This is a genomic window from Polynucleobacter finlandensis, assembly GCF_018881755.1.
GTDB classification, from domain to species: Bacteria; Pseudomonadota; Gammaproteobacteria; order Burkholderiales; family Burkholderiaceae; genus Polynucleobacter; species Polynucleobacter finlandensis.
On sequence record NZ_JACVPS010000012.1, the window covers coordinates 1 to 16,026 of the forward strand.

General features: G+C 46.7%; 15 protein-coding genes and 1 tRNA gene. 8 read left to right on the forward strand and 8 right to left on the reverse strand.

Annotated elements, in window-relative coordinates:
* Nucleotides 1–358: 358 nt before the first annotated feature.
* The 3 genes from ICN49_RS11665 (at nt 359) to ICN49_RS08715 (ending at nt 3,870) form a co-directional block, all read left to right on the forward strand.
* Complete coding sequence (locus ICN49_RS11665) at nt 359–484, forward strand: hypothetical protein (protein ID WP_255535478.1); 126 nt, start codon at nt 359–361, stop codon at nt 482–484.
* Between the two features lie 2,072 nt (nt 485–2,556).
* Nucleotides 2,557–2,769 (forward strand): DUF4224 domain-containing protein, encoded by a 213-nt coding sequence (locus ICN49_RS11735; RefSeq protein ID WP_216167588.1) that lies wholly within the window; start codon nt 2,557–2,559, stop codon nt 2,767–2,769.
* The gene (locus ICN49_RS08715) at nt 2,770–3,870 is read left to right on the forward strand and encodes a tyrosine-type recombinase/integrase (protein WP_216167589.1); all 1,101 of its coding nucleotides are present in this window, start codon (nt 2,770–2,772) and stop codon (nt 3,868–3,870) included. It begins immediately after the preceding gene.
* Nucleotides 3,871–3,943: 73 nt separating this feature from the next.
* Here ICN49_RS08715 and ICN49_RS08720 read toward each other — a convergent pair.
* Nucleotides 3,944–4,020 (reverse strand) — tRNA-Arg (locus ICN49_RS08720).
* 18 nt (nt 4,021–4,038) lie between these two features.
* Between ICN49_RS08720 and greB the strand changes: the two genes are divergently transcribed.
* Nucleotides 4,039–4,539 carry a transcription elongation factor GreB gene (gene greB / locus ICN49_RS08725; RefSeq protein ID WP_216167591.1) on the forward strand — a complete coding sequence of 167 codons (501 nt, stop codon included), beginning with the start codon at nt 4,039–4,041 and terminating at the stop codon, nt 4,537–4,539.
* Nucleotides 4,540–4,551: 12 nt separating this feature from the next.
* On the opposite strand, the gene ICN49_RS08730 is transcribed toward greB, so the two are convergent.
* From ICN49_RS08730 to ICN49_RS08745, 4 genes are read right to left on the reverse strand one after another with little or no spacing between them, the layout of a single operon-like run.
* Complete coding sequence (locus ICN49_RS08730; RefSeq protein WP_369411523.1) at nt 4,552–6,906, reverse strand: RelA/SpoT family protein; 2,355 nt, start codon at nt 6,904–6,906, stop codon at nt 4,552–4,554.
* A 15-nt stretch (nt 6,907–6,921) separates the two neighbouring features.
* On the reverse strand, nt 6,922–7,125 hold the full coding sequence (gene rpoZ, locus ICN49_RS08735) for a DNA-directed RNA polymerase subunit omega (protein WP_088527738.1): 204 nt from the start codon (nt 7,123–7,125) through the stop codon (nt 6,922–6,924).
* Nucleotides 7,126–7,170: 45 nt separating this feature from the next.
* Nucleotides 7,171–7,809 carry a guanylate kinase gene (gene gmk, locus ICN49_RS08740; protein WP_216167593.1) on the reverse strand — a complete coding sequence of 213 codons (639 nt, stop codon included), beginning with the start codon at nt 7,807–7,809 and terminating at the stop codon, nt 7,171–7,173.
* A gap of 17 nt (nt 7,810–7,826) precedes the next feature.
* A complete protein-coding gene (locus ICN49_RS08745; protein ID WP_216167595.1) occupies nt 7,827–8,756 on the reverse strand; it encodes a YicC/YloC family endoribonuclease in 930 nt (309 codons plus the stop codon).
* Between the two features lie 52 nt (nt 8,757–8,808).
* Here ICN49_RS08745 and rph point away from each other — a divergent pair, with 52 nt between their 5' ends.
* From rph to hemW, 3 genes are read left to right on the forward strand one after another with little or no spacing between them, the layout of a single operon-like run.
* Nucleotides 8,809–9,540 carry a ribonuclease PH gene (gene rph, locus ICN49_RS08750; RefSeq protein ID WP_216167597.1) on the forward strand — a complete coding sequence of 244 codons (732 nt, stop codon included), beginning with the start codon at nt 8,809–8,811 and terminating at the stop codon, nt 9,538–9,540.
* A 24-nt stretch (nt 9,541–9,564) separates the two neighbouring features.
* Nucleotides 9,565–10,155, forward strand: coding sequence for an RdgB/HAM1 family non-canonical purine NTP pyrophosphatase (gene rdgB / locus ICN49_RS08755; RefSeq protein ID WP_216167599.1), 591 nt, complete (start codon nt 9,565–9,567; stop codon nt 10,153–10,155).
* A 39-nt stretch (nt 10,156–10,194) separates the two neighbouring features.
* Entirely contained in the window at nt 10,195–11,352 is a 1,158-nt protein-coding gene (hemW, locus tag ICN49_RS08760) for a radical SAM family heme chaperone HemW (protein WP_216167606.1), read from the forward strand.
* Between the two features lie 28 nt (nt 11,353–11,380).
* On the opposite strand, the gene ICN49_RS08765 is transcribed toward hemW, so the two are convergent.
* Both ICN49_RS08765 and ICN49_RS08770 read right to left on the reverse strand, forming a co-directional pair.
* A complete protein-coding gene (locus ICN49_RS08765; RefSeq protein WP_216167608.1) occupies nt 11,381–12,154 on the reverse strand; it encodes an enoyl-CoA hydratase/isomerase family protein in 774 nt (257 codons plus the stop codon).
* A 9-nt stretch (nt 12,155–12,163) separates the two neighbouring features.
* The gene (locus ICN49_RS08770; protein ID WP_216167610.1) at nt 12,164–13,162 is read right to left on the reverse strand and encodes a Bug family tripartite tricarboxylate transporter substrate binding protein; all 999 of its coding nucleotides are present in this window, start codon (nt 13,160–13,162) and stop codon (nt 12,164–12,166) included.
* 103 nt (nt 13,163–13,265) lie between these two features.
* On the opposite strand from ICN49_RS08770, the gene ICN49_RS08775 reads away from it, so the two are divergent.
* Entirely contained in the window at nt 13,266–14,483 is a 1,218-nt protein-coding gene (locus tag ICN49_RS08775; protein ID WP_216167612.1) for a CaiB/BaiF CoA transferase family protein, read from the forward strand.
* A 9-nt stretch (nt 14,484–14,492) separates the two neighbouring features.
* Here the strand turns inward: ICN49_RS08775 and ICN49_RS08780 are convergent, their stop codons facing one another.
* Nucleotides 14,493–15,944, reverse strand: coding sequence for a sensor histidine kinase (locus ICN49_RS08780; RefSeq protein WP_216167614.1), 1,452 nt, complete (start codon nt 15,942–15,944; stop codon nt 14,493–14,495).
* Nucleotides 15,945–16,026 lie beyond the last annotated feature (82 nt).

Genomic DNA, 16,026 nt, shown 5'->3' on the forward strand with positions numbered 1-16,026 from the left:
TAACTACAGGGGATATATAACCGATTTGATTAATAACACCCTATTTTAGATTTCAAACAATTAAATTAATAAACCAAAGCACTTAGACAAAAAAGAAAAGTGAAGCACACCAATTCAGCTTTTTCCCCATATGCCATTGGCACAGATTAGGCTATTGCTGAGCTTTCTGCCCATCACTACAAAGGATATGTAAGCAATGAATTAAATAATAGAAATTTGAGGGCAATTGATTAAATATTTTTAATTGCGTCATTATTTTCATCCTTAAAAACCAACATACCAAAACACTTATCCCACAGTTTGATCTCACAATTAGCAACGAGTAGTAGTTCAGGGAGACTCCAAAAGACTTTGCTCAATGAGTTTGCCTTCTACTGTTGCTAGCGTTGCCTATGTTTTCTATGGCAAAAGAAAGCCTTTACTTGCACGCTCAATCCCGCAAGTTTTCCCAACTATGGGTAAATCTCACAACTTTGTTCTATAGGGCCATTTCCCCCTATTCGGATCGCTTCATGGCCAATTCAAGGCTCCATTGCCCTATCCCCATTTACTCCACAGCCCATAAATGCTCCAACTATGGTGTAAATCTCATAACTTTGATTTCATCTTGTTGTAAATCTAATAACTTTGACTTTGACTTTGCGGGTTCACATGACTGCATTCGCTTTACCGCGTAAGAACTAGCGACTTGTCGCTTTAGTTCTTCGGCGGAACGACTTGCCCGAGCGGATAGCAGGCATGGGGAAGGCCCTTGCGGTCTTGGGCAATCGCCCCGACTTAGTGAGCCCGCCTGGGCGACCTAAGGAGTCACCGAGAGAACAAAGAGCACTCAGTCAAGTGGTAAGGGGAAGGTCTCGGGCCAATGCAATGCAGCCCTAGGCGAGGGTCTTTACTCGCCTATAGACCGTGGGGATGACTGACGGAGTCATCCTCTACCCTATCCAAGGCAGGACATTTTGCATAATGACTAGTTATGCGAGGTAACTATCAATATTCTCATCCACCCTACCCTACGCATAATTCGTCGATTATGTAATTTGGGCAGCCGTCTTGATCTGCTAGCGCATGCTCATTTACCAACTATCGATCGGGTAATTAAAGGTATCGATTTCAAGTTGGGGATATCCAAAAGACTTAATAAAGACCAACTAGGAATCGGGAGATGAATACTTTCCGAATGGAAAGTAGATAGCGTGCGTGATTTTGCAAAAGACGGATCCCTCAAAGGGAGACGGATTGTTCAGAAGGAGTCTCGTCAATGATTTGAGTTTGGCTACCGGCGGGAGACAAACTCAAATTATGCAACCGAGCGACTGGCTAGGAATTAACACTGCTAGCAGGATGAGATCAACAGATCGAGGACTGCGGAAAGGTCAACTTGGGGTCTTCCAAGGATCGGGCGGCGCAGATGGGATTCGAGGTTCAGCGTCAGCTACTTTGGAGGGGAATACTGGGCATATTTTAGGGGCCTAATTCCCAGGGGTGTCAGGATAAGGTACAGGGGCAGATTCCCGTGACCATGTCAGGATAAGAAGAAAACAAAAATTGCCTCTCTTGAGAGCCTTTTTTAGGGGCCTAATTCCCGGGGGAGTGTGGATAAGGTACTGGTGCAATTTCCCGTATTAGGGTGCGGATAAGAAGAAAACAAAAATTTCCTCGCTTTAGAGTCTTGTTGATAGGGCAAATATCCGAGTAATTCCCGGGGGAGGTTGGATAAGGTACTGGGGCGATTTCCCGCTACCGAGGTTGGATAAGAAGGAAGTTAGGAAGTGGCGGCTTTTCACCCTCCAGATGCCACTCAAGACGTTGAGAAGTAGCAAGGTTGCGGCTCTTTTTGGATCTGATGTGCTGACCTTGCAATTGTTTGAGAGTGCTTAGATCGCGTTTAAAAGCTCCGCTTCTCCTTCCTTGGAACTGGTTTCATTCCAGTAGCTATGAGCCCTTATTGCCGTTTTTTATATGTCTCTTGCAAAAGCTTCGCTGGAGGTCTTATTAGAAGCTGATGATTGTTCGATGATTTGGTGATGATTACGTGATGATTATTGTATTTCGATCAATAACTGGCTTTTATAGGTCTTTTCATTGGACTTTCCTAATTAAGTACAGAAATTCTTAAAGTTGCGATTAAGGTTCCAGCCAACAGCATTCCAAAATATGCTGGGAAATAAAAGAGTGCCCCGCTGCCCTAGCTAAGGCGGAAATTACCCGCTTACTTGCATCAGTCTTTAAGCAGGCTTTATTTATATTTTATTAAGGACAACTTCCCACGCTGTCAGATCGAAATAAGCAACACCAAACATCTCAGTTATGTGACTTATAAAATAAATTTGAATAAATCGATAGAAACATGATGGTTATTCGTTTTTGTTTACATCTCAGGGAATTAAATTCACTTTCCAAGAATTTACTAATCGCAATATTTATTTTTCTTTTGCCCTAACTTAAATTGTTTTCGTAGCGGAGAATGGTTTTTATGAACTCAAGAAACCAAATCCCGAGCAAAAAAAATCTCACTCTTGTGGATATAGCTAAACAAATAACTTCGGAAAATAAGAAATGTTTTTAACCATTTTAGAGTTGAGGGAGCTAACTGGAAAAATTCAACGTAATGCACAAGTATGTGTTCTGCGTTTCATGGGAATTGAACATACATTACGGCCTGATGGTAGCGTCGTCGTGCTGAGGTTATATATCGAGCAATTACATGGTTTGAGTGAACCAAAGACTCGAAATACAAAACCTATTGAGCCAAATTGGAGTTTAATTTAAATGTCAACACCAAGAAATAAGGAGAACAAAGGACTCCCGGCACGCTGGAGGAGCGTTCATGGTGCCTTTTATTTTCAAGTACCTCCAGGCCAAGAAGCGAGTTGGGATGGAAAAAAATTATTTAGACTTGGAAAATCTTTGACAGAAGCGTACAAAAAATGGGCCGAACGCTTTGTTAGTCCGGATAAAGCGCAAACCATAGGTGAGTTGCTAGACCGCTATCTCATAGAAGTTGTTCCAACTAAGGCCATTTCAAGTCATCAATCAAATCAAATTTGGATTAAACAAATCCGAGTAATCTTTGAACCCATAAAGTTAAAAGATATTCAACCTCAACACATTTATAAATACGTAGAGATACGCAGTAAAAAGAAATTAAATGAGAATGGCAGAACCACCGGGGGCGAAATAACCGCGCATCGCGAGATTGAAGTACTTTCTCATGCCTTTACTAAGGCAGTTGAATGGGGTTATATCAACCGTCATCCCTTTAAAAATGAAGTCCGCCTCAAGGGTGAAAATTCACGGGATAGATATATCGAGGATTGGGAGATTGTAGAAATGCTCCTAATGAAATCTCGCCGAAAAAAGGGGAGCGTCCGCGCAATCCAGGCATATATTCGGCTTAAGATCATTACTGGTATGGCCAGATCTGATCTTCTGCGCCTCACTATGTCCAACCTTAAAGAAGATGGCATCCACATCCAGCGCCACAAAACGGCTAAATCAACCGGTAAGCGTACGATTTACGCTTGGGATGCAGAGCTTAAGGATTGCGTAGAAAAGGCTAAGGCGGCTCGCCCTGCCCTGTCTGCGTTTCTATTTTGTAAGAGGGGTGGTCATGGCTATATTAATGAAGAAACGGGCAAGGCAGATGGATGGGATTCAATGTGGCAACGATTTTGTGCTCGCGTACTTAAGGAGACTAAGGTTGAAATAAAATTTACTGAGCATGATTTACGAGCAAAATGCGCTTCCGATGCCGAGACTTTGGAACATGCCAGGGCCTTATTAAGTCATGCCGATGCCAGAACTACTGACAAAATCTACCGCCGGAAACCCGAAAAGGTTGCATCTTTAGGCGCCCAAAAGGCATCTTAAACTTTATTTCAGTAGTACAAATTGCCTTCAGTAGTACAAAAGGTAAGGGCCCCCGACAGGAGGCCCTTATAGTTGGTGCGGCTGGCAGGAATTGAACCCACGACCCCTTGGTTCGTAGCCAAGTACTCTATCCAACTGAGCTACAGCCGCAACAGCCATAATTATGCCATGGAAGAGAAGAACTACATCACACCGGCTGGCCACGAACGCATTAGAAGCGAGCTTCTACAGCTCCTAAACCTTGATCGGCCGGAGGTTGTCAAGGTTGTCCACTGGGCCGCCTCCAATGGCGACCGGTCTGAAAACGGGGACTATATCTACGGAAAAAAGCGTCTGCGTGAGATCGATAGACGGATTCGCTTCCTCAATCAACGCCTGGAATTTGCCGTCATTGTTGACAATGCCGCCCGAAAAAAGGGTGAAGCAGATGCCGAGCAAGTCTTTTTTGGGGCAACCGTCACTTATGAGAATCTAGAGGGTCCTGAGCGCGGTAAAGAGACCACCATCACCATCGTGGGAGTGGATGAAGTCGACCTCGATCAAGGTCATGTGAGCTGGGTCTCCCCGATTGCCAAAGCCTTGATCAAAGCGCGCATTGGTGATTGCGTCAAAATTCAAACGCCGACCGGTCCTACTGAAATTGAAATTCTGGATGTGCAGTACAACTAAGAAGAACAGTGACTATACGGACCTAGTCCGAGTAACGCGCATCACATCCGGATTGGTGCGCAAACTGCGCATCACCTTCGAAAGATGCAGACGATCTGAAACTTGAATCGTAAAACGAATCGTGACAGAGTCTTCTTTGTAGCGATCTTCCATTGATACATTCATGATGTTTGAATCAGCAGCAGTCACGCTACTAGCAACACGTGCGAGAACGCCCTTACCTTGGCGTGTATCAATCGCCAGATCAACCTCAAACTCGCGGTTAACATCCTTGCCCCACTCCACCTCAACCCACTTGTCACCATCTTTTGAGAGCATCCGTAAGGCAACAGGGCAATCATTTGCATGAATTTGCAGTCCCTCGCCTTTGCCTAAGTAGCCGATGATGTTATCGCCCGGAATCGGATGGCAACAGCTTTGGAAGCTCATCGAGTTACCCTCGCGCCCATCGACCAAAATGGCCTGACGCTGGTGGTGATGGGGGATTGATTCTTGCTGTGGTGAAACCCAGTCGCCCGCACCAAGGCGCATTTGCTCGCCGCCACCTTCGTCGTTAATCAAAATATTTAACCGAATTGCTAGCTCTTGGGGCGAACGACGTCCCAAAGCGATATTGACGCAGGCTTCTTCACGAGTCTTGTCACCTGTCCAATGCATGAGCTTCTCCCAAACTTCAGGAGTGAGCAAACCAGCATCGACGCCTTGTTGACGTAATGCACTAGCTAATAGACGCTCACCAAGCTGCAAAGATTCTGCGTAATGCTTGGTTTTTAAGGAATGCCGAATTGAGGCGCGAGCCTTACCGGTACGAACAAATGCCAACCAACCTGGATTGGGTTGTGAGTTGGCAGAGTTCACTACTTCGATAATGTCGCCGTTCTTTAACTCGCTGCGCAAAGGTAATTGCATGCCGTTAATTTTGACCGCCACGCAGGTATTACCCAAATCACTATGAATGGAATAAGCAAAATCGAGCGCAGTAGCACCGCGTGGCAGAGCCCGAATCTGACCCTTGGGGGTAAAGACATAAACAGCATCAGGGAACAAATCAATCTTGACATGTTCTAAGAATTCTTGAGAGTCACCGCTACTATCCTGAATATCAATCAAGGATTGCAGCCACTGATGTGCACGGTTTTGGACCTCGCTCATATCAGGTGAACCATCTTTATATGCCCAGTGTGCTGCAACGCCTGCCTCTGCGATAGCGTGCATATCGCTCGTACGAATCTGAAATTCCACAGGCACACCAGAAGGGCCTAATAAGGTGGTGTGCAAAGACTGATAACCATTGAGTTTGGGAATCGCAATGTAGTCCTTAAACTTACCCGGCATGGGCTTGTAGATGGCATGCAAAATACCGAGGGCACGGTAGCACTCATCAATCGAATGCACGGTGACGCGGAATGCGTAGACATCCAACACTTGTGAGAAGGTTAAATGCTTCGCACGCATTTTGTTGTAAATACTAAAGAGCGTTTTTTCACGGCCCTGTAAATCCACTTCTAAATTTGATTTAGCAAAAGCCATACGTGTGGCTTGCAGAATCTTTTCGACTATTTCTTTACGATTACCACGCGCCCGCTTCACCGCGCCCTCGATCACTCGGAAGCGCATCGGCATGGAGTAGCGGAAGCTGAGATCTTGCAAGTCGCGATAGATGATGTTCAAACCAAGACGGTGCGCCACTGGGGCATAAATCTCAATCGTCTCTCTGGCCACCCGACGACGCTTTTCCATTGGCACGGCATCCAAGGTGCGCATATTGTGCGTACGGTCAGCCAACTTCACCAAAATCACCCGGACATCGCGCGCCATTGCCATAAACATTTTGCGAAAGCTCTCTGCCTGCGCCTCTGCATGACTTTGAAACTCCAGCTTATCCAGTTTGGTTAAGCCTTCGACGAGCTCAGCTACCTTGCTACCAAATTTTTCTACTAGATCGGCTTTAGTGCAACCAGTATCTTCAATCACATCATGCAATAAAGCGGCCATGATGGATGGCGCATCAAGGCGCCAGGTGGCGCAGAGCTCTGCAACCGCTACGGGATGGGTGATGTAAGGTTCGCCGCTATGGCGGTACTGACCTAAGTGCGCCGCATCTGAAAACTGAAATGCTTTTTTGACTTGAATGATTTCATCTGGCTTGAGATAAGTCAGCTTAGAAATTAAACGTTCAATCGAAACGACTTGATGCTTGAGGGGTAATGTGGGCGCAGATGTAGGCCCAAATAAATGTCGACTCGATTGCGCCAACAGAGTGGCGATGATCGACTGTTTACTGCCTTGCTTAGTATTTTTGTTTGCGTCGGGCGAACCAACGCTAGATGCTTCCGATGAGGTCTCTAGGTTTAAAGGGAGCTCCACACCGGAACTCCTAAATTAGAGAGGTACCTTGGTCAACATGTCACGGTCGGTTACGCCAGCAGCAACTTCGCGCAACGCAACAACAGTGGCTTTATCTCTAGCCTCGACACGTGGAGAATGACCTTGAACCAATTGGCGAGCACGATAAGTCGCAGCCAACACTAGTTCAAAACGATTAGGGATGGTTTTTAAACAATCTTCTACAGTAATACGGGCCATGCTGTACTCACTTAAATTTAGCTTCAATACCTATAGGATAACTGATTAGACCCCAAGGCGCCTTAAAAGCGCTGGATTACGGGCCATGACAGGGCCTGAGCGCAGGCGGCTGGCAGCGATAATATTTTGTAATTCGACCAAGGCTTGATCAAAAAGGTCGTTGATGACAATGTAATTGGCCTCATGGGCATGCTGGAGCTCTATATGAGCCGCTGCCACCCGTCTTTCAATCGTCGCCTCATCATCCTGCCCTCTTTTGCGTAAACGCTCCTCTAGGGCCTCAATCGAGGGTGGGAAGATAAAGATCCACTGCACTGAAGGAATGAGTTTGCGAATCTGTTGCGCGCCCTGCCAGTCAATCTCCAGCATGACGTCACTACCGGAGAGCATCTGCGATTCAATCCAAGTACGTGAGGTGCCATAAAAATGGCCATGCACTTCTGCCCATTCTAAAAATTGCCCTTGGTCGCGCTCAGCGATGAACGCCTCTTTAGCCACAAAGCGATAGTTCACACCATCCACTTCACCAGGTCTTGGTGCACGAGTAGTAGTCGAGAGGGATAACTTGAGACTGGGGTCACTCTTTAATAAAGCGTCAACCAAAGAAGATTTGCCTGCGCCCGAAGGCGCAACAATCATCAGCATACTGCCTTGATAAGCGGGTGTGGCGTTTTGGCTAGTCATATCAGTGGATTAAAGATTTACTCTAAATTTTGAACTTGTTCACGCATTTGCTCGATAAAGAGCTTTAACTCTAAAGCAGCTTGAGTACATTCTTCTGAAACCGACTTAGAACTCAGTGTATTGGCTTCACGATTGAGTTCTTGCATTAAGAAATCCAATCGCTTGCCAACTGGCCCCTTACCGGCCAAGGCATTATCAACCGCCTGGAGATGTGTCTTCAAGCGTGCAAACTCTTCAGCAACATCAATGCGCACCGCATAGAGCACTACCTCTTGACGAATGCGTTCCATCAACTCAGGGCCGCCTTTAGATTGCTCTTGGCTAGCCAATGCTTCTGCCAAACGCTCAGAGAGTTTTTCTTGATACTGGGTGACGTACTCGGGCACCTTGGGTTCAATCACTTTCACAATCTCACGCATCTTGCCAGTGATGCTAGTCAGCACACCGACTAGCGCTTTACCTTCGGCCTGACGACTTTCCGTCAAGGCAGCCAAAGCAGCACGGCCAGCTTCTACCGTCGCAGCAATCCACCCCTCTTCCTCACCACGTGGCTCAGAAACAATGCCCGGCCAACGCAAGATGTCAGCAATCCCTAAAGCCTGCGCCTTTGGAAAGGCCTCTTGAGCTTTTTCTTGCAAGGTATACAAAGCGTCCAAGCGATCTTTATTGAGCGCACCTAGGGCGTGAGGATTGCTCTTAGCGGCACCAGCTGCGCCGGCATTGACCCGCCAAGCAGCTCGAAACTCGACTTTTCCCCGAGAGAGGGCCGAAGTAGCCATTTCTCGAAGAGCGGGCTCAGCCCCACGGCACTCGTCCGGAAGACGAAAGCCCAAATCCAGAAAGCGGCTGTTCACAGCCCTACATTCCACCTGCAGATCAGCAACTACACCAGCTCCTAGGGAGACTTGGCGAGAAGCGCTGCCATAACCAGTCATGCTCGATATCATGTGAACATTGTAGATTCTTTATAGATCCAGCCCAAACTTAGGACCAAACCCCATGAGCACCTCGAATGTCAGCCGCCCAAGCGGTCGTAACGCAAAACAATTACGCCCTGTCACGATTACCCGTGCCTTTACCAAGCATGCGGAAGGCTCAGTCCTCATTGCCTTTGGCGATACCAAGGTTTTATGTACAGCCAGCATCCTTGAGCGCGTCCCACCTCATAAAAAGGGCTCTGGCGAAGGTTGGGTTACTGCTGAATACGGCATGCTCCCCCGCTCCACCCATACCCGTAGCGATCGTGAAGCCGCTCGTGGCAAACAATCTGGCCGCACCCAAGAAATCCAACGCCTCATTGGTCGCGCCATGCGTAGCGTCTTCAACCTAGAAACTTTAGGCGAGCGCACCATTCATTTAGATTGCGATGTCTTGCAAGCCGATGGTGGAACGCGTACGGCCTCCATTACTGGCGCTTATGTTGCTGCTAGAGACGCAGTGAACCAATTACTCAAAAGTGGTGTCCTCACTAAAGATCCGATCATCGATAGCGTTGCTGCGATCTCGGTGGGTATTTACCAAGGCATACCAGTGCTCGATTTAGATTACCCAGAAGACTCTTCTTGCGATACCGATATGAACGTCGTCATGACTGGCAAAGGCGGCATGATTGAAGTGCAAGGCACAGCCGAAGGCGCGACCTTCTCACGCACTGAACTCACTGCCCTGCTAGACCTCGCAGAGCAAGGTATTCATGATCTAACGAAGTTGCAATTAGAAGCCCTCCAGTAAACCAATCGATGACTGATTAAGATCATGCAAAAACTGGTTCTCGCTTCGAATAACGCTGGCAAGGTTCGTGAGTTTCAAGCCCTACTAGCGCCACTCGACTTTGAAGTCATTCCTCAAGGTGAGTTGGGTATTGCGTCGGCGGAGGAACCACACCATACCTTTGTTGAGAATGCCCTTGCCAAGGCTCGTCATGCAAGTGCTGCGAGTGGCATGCCTGCACTGGCTGATGACTCCGGCATTTGCGCCCATGCACTCAATGGCGCACCAGGCGTTTACTCGGCACGCTACGCAGGGGAAGCTTGCGATGATACCGCCAACAATCGTAAGTTAATTAAAGCTTTGAGTGGCAAAAGTGATAGAGGCGCTCACTATGTTTGTGCTTTAGTACTAGTACAAAATACAAATGATCCAGAACCACTGATTGTGCAAACACGCTGGTATGGTCAGATCCTTGACCAAGCAATAGGGGAAAATGGTTTCGGTTATGACCCTTACTTCTTTTTGCCAGAGCTAGCACAAACAGCCGCGCAATTAGATCCTGTCCAAAAGAACCTCATCAGCCATCGCGGACAAGCGTTGCGTGAACTCATTACGCAGTTAAAAAGTCGTAGTTAATGGCGCTTAATAACAGTGCTTAACAGCAGCCCTAATAAAATGACTCTCACTGCGCTACCGCCGTTAGCGCTGTACATTCATTTTCCGTGGTGTGAAAAGAAATGCCCTTATTGTGATTTCAACTCACATCAAGTGAAAGATGGCGTTCAGGGCTTTGATGAGGAGCGCTACATCAAAGCACTCATTACCGATCTAGAAACAGAATTACCGCGCATCTGGGGCCGTCAAGTTCACAGCATCTTTATTGGTGGTGGCACGCCTAGCCTGCTCTCACCCACAGGAATGAATGATCTGCTCTCAGCCATTCGGGCACGCGTCAACCTAGAGCCCGGTGCCGAGATCACGATGGAGGCTAATCCTGGTTCAGTGGAGGCGGATAAATTCGCTGCCTTTGCTAAGTCTGGAATCAATCGTGTCTCTTTAGGCATACAAAGTTTTCAGGATGAACAGCTCAAAGCTTTGGGGCGTATTCATAACGGTGAAGAAGCTAAACAGGCCATTGCCATTGCAGTTGAGAACTTTAAGTCTGTGAACATTGATTTAATGTACGGCCTACCCAATCAAAGTTTGGCAGCTGCCAAAGCAGATATTGAGACCGCACTCTCTTTTAAGACACCACATCTCTCGCTCTACAACCTCACACTAGAACCCAATACGTATTTCGCGAACTTTCCACCTAAGTTACCTAGCGAAGATGAAATCGATGCGATCTTTGAACAAAATCTGGAGCTCCTGACTGCGGCTGGCTACAAGCGCTATGAAGTTTCCGCCTACGCCAAAAAAGATCAAGAGTGCAAACACAATCTGAACTACTGGCGCTTTGGTGATTACATCGGCATTGGTGCCGGTGCGCATGGGAAGATTTCCTTCCCGGATAAAGTGACCCGACAAGTGCGTGAGCGCCATCCAGAAACTTATATGCAAGCGATGGAAAGCAAAGGTAATGCATTGATTGAGTCGCGTGATGTATCCGCCAAAGATCTGCCATTTGAATTTATGCTCAATACCTTGCGACTAACAGATGGTGTTGAAACGAAAACCTTTAGCGAGCGAACTGGCTTACCACTCCACGTCATCTCTAAAGGTCTTGAAGAGGCCAGTAAAAAAGGATTGCTCGATGACAATCCTACAGCTCTGAAAGCGACAGACTTGGGCTTGCGCTACTTGAATAACCTCCAAGAGATGTTCTTGGAGTAAATAAAGAATAGATAGACCTACTGGTTTTCTACTTGCCGCTCCAGGTTGGCGGTTTTCCTTCCAGAAATGCAGCAACGCCATGATGAAAATCTGCACTGCCATAACACTCAGCAATCAGATCTGAACAATCGGGAAGATTGCTTTTCATCAAACGTGCCAGAGTTAGTTTTGAAACCTTTTGAGTGATCGGCGCCAACTTCATGAGACGCCCTGCTAAATCCAGAGATGCTTGCGTAAGCTCTTCGGGTTGATGAGTGCTCAGTAAATAGCCTTGCTGTTGCAACTCAGCTGCAGGAACCATTTCAGCCAAGAGAAGCATACGCTTGACGATATTGACACCCAGATGAGCAACCAACCAAGCGACATTTCCAGCCGACAAGCAATTACCCAAGGTTTTGGCAATCGGAACGCCAAAGCGCGCATCGTGAGTAGCAATACGAAAATCACAGCAGCTGGCAATCGCTAAACCACCCCCTACTGCCATCCCATCAATCGCTGCTATCGTTGGAATTGGCAAGGTTGCCAGGGGACTCAAGTAGTCATCGATTCCCTCTTCATAGCCTATGCCATCGGCGCCCGTTTTAAAGTCAGAAAATTGGGCGATATCACTGCCAGAAACAAAAGACTTCCCACCCGCACCCCGAAAGATGGCTAAGCGAACCTGAGGGTTTTGCGCAAGATCCTGACAAATGTTCTTTAGGCTTTGATACATGCCTACCGTCATGGCATTGCGCGCTGCCACATGATCAAAAGTCACATGCGCAATGCCATCATCAATCTCACATAAGACTTGAGCAGTCATACCTAGTAATTACTCAGCCTTAATATTTAAGCTTTTAACGAGACGTTGATATTTAGCCAACTCTCCAGTTAAAAACAAGCTGAACGCCGCTGGTGTGGTCGGGCCTTCAGGTTGCAAGCCTTGAGAATCTAAAGTCTTCTTAATTTGCGGATCAGCCATCGCGGCTTTGACTGCTTGATCGATCTTGTTTACGACAGCAGGATCCATGCCTTTAGGGCCCATGATGGAATACCAGTTTGTCACATCAAATCCTGCAATGCCAACTTCATTAAAGGTTGGCACGTTTGGCAGAATCGACAAACGCTTAGGCGTAGAAATCGCCAAGGCCTTGAGGCTACCATCCTTAATTTGCTGCAAGTTGGGTGGCAAAGTATCAAAGTTCATCGTAATCTGCCCGCCGAGCAAATCAATAATCGCCTGACCACTCCCCTTATAAGGGACATGGTTTAAAGAGATCCCAGCGATTTTGGCAAAGAGTGCACCAGCCAAATGTTGAGTACTACCAATGCCGGAAGATCCATACGTCATTTGATCAGGGTTAGCTTTAGCCAAGGCAATCAATTGCGCTACCGAGTTCACCGGCAAGGAAGCTTTTACCACCAACACATTGGGTACATAACCCAGATAAGTAATCGGCGTGAAATCCGTTGCAGCGTTATAAGGCACACTGGTCAGTACGAATGGCGCAATTGCATTTGAATTTGAATGGCCTACCAACAAGGTATAGCCATCTGGCGTTGACTTTGCAATTTGATCAGCAGCAATAGTTCCCGCAGCACCAGATTTGTTTTCCACAATCACGGTCTGCCCCAAGATCTCACCCATTTTTGGAGCAAGCGCACGCGCCACAATATCTGTTCCTCCACCAGGAGCAAACCCAACAATTAAGCGAATCGGTTTAGTGGGGTATGCCTGCTGAGCGGACACGGAAAAAGGCGTAGCACAAAGACCAAAAGCGGTTGCCAAAGCAAAGCTTCGTGCAATCCATTTGGGGGACTTAATCAACATGAAATCTCCAATACTGTTCTAGTTATATATCTATCAAGACAGCCTATTAGCTATTGCTTGATATTATGTGATTCATTCTAAACATATAAAAACAATAGAGACAATGCCGAAAACCCCTAGCGCCAAACCTTTACCGCTTGCCGGAGTCCGCGTTTTAGATGTCAGCCAAGTCATGGCTGGCCCTTACTGCTGCATGCTCCTGGCTGACCTAGGGGCTGATGTGATTAAAATTGAACCTCCAGGAACGGGAGATCAAACCCGTGGCGCCATGGGATTCAAGATGAAAGGCTCAGATAGCATGGGCTTTCTGAACATGAATCGCAACAAACGCAGTGTGACCTTAAACCTGAAGAGCAAAGCTGGCAAAGAGGTCTTTTTCAAACTAGTCAAGACTGCCGACATCCTGGTCGAAAACTATCGCCCCGGTGTCATGAAAAAGCTTGGAATCGACTACTCATCTCTCAAAGCCATTAACCCAGGCTTGGTCTATGCCAGTATCTCTGGCTTTGGTCAAACTGGTCCTTGGTCTGACAGGCCTGGTTTTGATCTGATGGCACAAGCCATGTCTGGCGTCATGAGCGTGACTGGCTACCCTGATGGTCCACCAGTCAAAGCAGGTGTACCGGTTGCTGATATTGGTTGCGCTCTTTTTGCCGTGTATGGCATCCTCTCCGCCTACATTGGTAAAACGAAATCTGGCGAAGGTCAGTTTATTGATGCTTCATTATTTGATTCTGCTTTAGCATTTTCTATTTGGGACACAGCGCAGTACTGGGGCACTGGTGTTGAACCATACAAGCTAGGTACTGCCAATCACATGAGTGCACCCTATCAAGCCATGAAAGCCTCTGATGGCTACTTTGTGATGGGTGCCACCAATCAAAAACTCTGGAAACTGTTATGCGACAACATTGCTCGCCCAGAACTATTTGAAGATGCGCGCTTTAAGACCAATCCACTGCGCTTAGCCAATCGATTAGAGCTTGCGAGTGAACTAGAAAAAACTTTTGTTACAAAAACCAGCGAAGAATGGGTTGATCTATTGCTAGCGGAAGGTATCCCTGCAGGCCCCATCAATACCTACCCACAAGCGTTTGATAGCGAACATGGTAAACATCGCCAAATGCGTATGGAAATTGATCATCCGATCGAAGGAAAGGTGCCTAACATTGGCTTCGCAGTGAAGTTAAGTGAGACACCTCAACAAGTCAGAAAACATCCGCCTTTGCTTGGTGAGCACACTAGCGAGTTATTGGCAGAACTGGAAATTTCAGGTGATGAACTAAAGGCGCTTGAAGAAGGTGGCGCCTTTCAGCCATAAGCATAGTGATCAGCCAAAAATCTCAATAGGTTCATTTGGCAAAAAGATGGTGAACTTAGCCCCACCACCAGCGGCATCTGCGTAACTGATGCGACCACCATGTCGAGTCACAATGTGCTGGCAAAGCCAAAGACCTAAGCCCATGCCTGTTTTTTTACTACCACTCAGAAGCTCGAACAGGTGGGATTGGTGCTCAACAGAAACACCTTCGCCATTATCGGCAATGCTGAACTCAAGACCATTCGATTGAGCTTGAGTTTCAATAGTCATTTTTCGATGGGTTTGAGTCGAATCTTCTAAGGCTTGAATGGCGTTATTGATCAGATTCAGAATAACCTGCTGCACTTCGCCACGATTCACATTGGCTATGACATTAGAGCCACTCTTCAGAACTATTTGAATATTTTTTGACTGAATCTCAGGCTTAGTAATCTGCAGTACTAAGTCTATGAGTTCATTCAGATCCACCCTTTCAGCATCCAACTGAGATTCAGAAAAGATGGCGCGTAAAGACTTAATAATATTGGCAGCACGCTGATTATCAGCAAGCAAGGTTTCCAAAATATCTTTTTCTAAGCCCGGATCAATTCCACCTTCAGCTAATTTCTTTTGTAAAAACTGAATATTTAAGCTGCTTGCCCCCAAGGGCTGATTAAGCTCATGCGCGATAGATGCGGAGAGCGCGCCAGTGGCTGTAGTTTTATTGGCCTTCAATAGTGAAGCAATGAGGCCCTCTCTTTCAATCAATAAACCCCGAATTTCTTCGTTCTCAAGCCCTGCTCTAGCGCTTTCTTTTGCAATGCGCTCGGCCCAATAACCGCCAATAGCGATATAGGACAGTGCGCTCATCACCATTTGAGCAACCGTAAAGAGAATGAGAATCTGGGGGAGTTGATCAACCCGACTAATGGAAACGCTGCTAGCAACCAGAACCAAGAAGCGCCCTAAAGCAAATAATAACTCTGCCGTTGTCGCATATTGCAAATAAGCCAACTGCTGCGAAGGGGTAGATTTTCTTTTTTTTCTGAGCTGAATAATTTGAAAAATAAAGAAGGTGATTGAAATAAAACACATCAAAGCAGTACGCATCTCAAAGCTTCCATATGCGCGCATATATTCAAAGACGAGCAGAAAAATAATGGTCAAAACGATAAAAAATACTTGTAAGCGCCTGCCAATAGAATGCACCAGAGATCTGCAAAATAAAAACTGCAAAGTCGCCGCTATAAAGAAAAGTGTATTGGCTACCGTGAAATTAAATTCTGGATGTGCAATATCAGTGAGTGTCACGATGCCGGTGCCAAACGTGATCAGCCCGACAATGCTGACAACCAAAGAGCTCATCCAATAAAGACTAGGCCTAATCGTATGCTGAGAGCGATAGTAGTGATAAACGCCCAATAACAAGCCAAACTGGATCGTGGCAAGAATGTAGAAATAGATGGAGATCAAAAGCTTCATAAAAGCTATCGTACAACGCTCCAGCTTCAGGGGAAATGAAATTAGCGGGCTAGTGGCGGAAGAGGTGTCTATTAGAGCTAAT